This is a genomic window from Kineococcus indalonis, from assembly GCF_009906395.1.
Lineage (GTDB): Bacteria > Actinomycetota > Actinomycetes > Actinomycetales > Kineococcaceae > Kineococcus > Kineococcus indalonis.
Genome location: NZ_JAAALM010000701.1, coordinates 1 through 1,602, shown reverse-complemented (window position 1 = coordinate 1,602; position 1,602 = coordinate 1). Strand labels below are relative to the sequence as shown.

Genomic DNA, 1,602 nt, shown 5'->3' with positions numbered 1-1,602 from the left:
CGCTGGCCCTGCTCGCCGCCGCGGCCCCCGCCGGCGCCGCACCCGCCGACCCCGCCACCGCCGGGGAGGTCGCCGCCGCCGTGCGCACCGGCCCCGAGGCCGCCGCCGTGCCCGCCGGCGCCTACGCCGTCGCCGACGTGCGCACCGCCGACGCCGACCCCACCTGGGCCGCCGCCCGCCTGGAGCCGGCCGACCCCGCCGCGCTGGACCCGGCCACCGTCGTGCTCCAGCGCGTGGGGGGCACCTGGCGGGTGGTGTCCCTGGGCACCGCCGGCGTCGGCTGCGAGCAGGCCCCGCCCCTCGTGCTCACCGACCTCGCCCTGCCCTGCTGAGGCCCGTCGCCGGCCGCGCGGCGGGGGCGCGCGCGGCCGGTAGCGTCGGGGCGTGCCCCTGCTCCTGACCGGCCGCCGGCTGACCGGCCGGGTCCGCGGCCGCGTCGCCACCGCCGCCACCGCCGTCGCCGCCCGCCTCGCCGGGCACCCCGTGGCCGAGGAGGGCCACGACGACGGCACCGCGCCCCAGGAGCAGGTCCTCGCCGCGCTGCGCGCCCTGACCCGCACGGCCGAGGCGCTGCTGTCCTGCGGCGCCTCCGCCGCCGACGTCACCGCCCTGACCCTGCGCGCCGCCGCCGGCGCCGGGCTGCGCCGCACCCAGGTCGACATCACCTTCACCGCCGTGGTCGTCTCCACCACCGGCGCCGACGGCGTGCCCCTGACCGACGTGCGCGTCGTGCAGGTGCGCGGCACCGACTACTCGCGCCTGTCGCGCCTGTACGAGCTCGCCCACGAGGCCGGCGACGGCCTCGACGTCACCGCCCTCGACGAGCGCCTCAAGCGCCTGCTCACCGCCCGGCGCCCCTACCGCGGCTCCGTGGCCTCCCTGGGCGCCGTCGGCCTGGCCGTGTCCGTGGCCGTCCTGCTCGGCGGCGGCTGGCCCGTGGCCGCCGCGGCCGCCGCCACCACCGCCGTGCTGCAGGTGCTGCTGCTCGCGCTGAACCGCCGCGGCCTGCCCGCGTTCTTCCAGCAGGTCGCCGGCGCGGCCCTGGCCACCGGCGTCGCCCTGGTGCTGCTGCTGTGGCAGCCGCACCTGCCGGGGTGGATCGGGCAGCTGCCGCCCTCGCTGGTCGTCGGCTCCGGCATCGTCGTGCTGCTCGCCGGGCTGTCCCTGGTCGGCTCCGCCGAGGACGCCATCTCCGGCTTCTACGTCACGGCCGGCGCTCGCGCCTTCGAGACCGTCGTGCTCACCGCCGGCCTCGTCCTGGGCATCGCCGGGGTCCTCGACCTCGGCCAGCGCGCCGGCATCACCCTCACGCTCACCTTCACCGCCACCAGCGCGCCGGCGGTGCTCGTGCAGGTCCTCGCCGGCGCCACCGCCGCCTTCTCCTGGGCGGTCAGCGGCTACGCCGACGCGCGCGCCCTGGCCCTGGCCGCCCTCGCCGGCGGCACCGGCTCCGCCGTCAACGCCCTGGCCCTGGCCGCCGGCGCCGGGCCGCTGACCGCCGCCGGCGCGGCCGCCCTCGTCGTCGGCTTCATGGCCGAGGGCACCGCCTGGCGCTGGCGGGTGCCCGGCCTGGTGGTCTCCGTCTGCGGCATCGTGCCGCTG

At 80.3% G+C, this 1,602-nt stretch carries 2 protein-coding genes; both read left to right on the top strand.

Annotated features, from left to right (window positions below):
• The coding region (locus GTR00_RS25270; RefSeq protein ID WP_166613360.1) for a hypothetical protein at positions 1-332 on the top strand (332 nt) is incomplete at its 5' end.
• A gap of 52 nt (positions 333-384) precedes the next feature.
• The coding region (locus GTR00_RS20405) for a threonine/serine exporter family protein (protein ID WP_166613359.1) at positions 385-1,602 on the top strand (1,218 nt) is incomplete at its 3' end.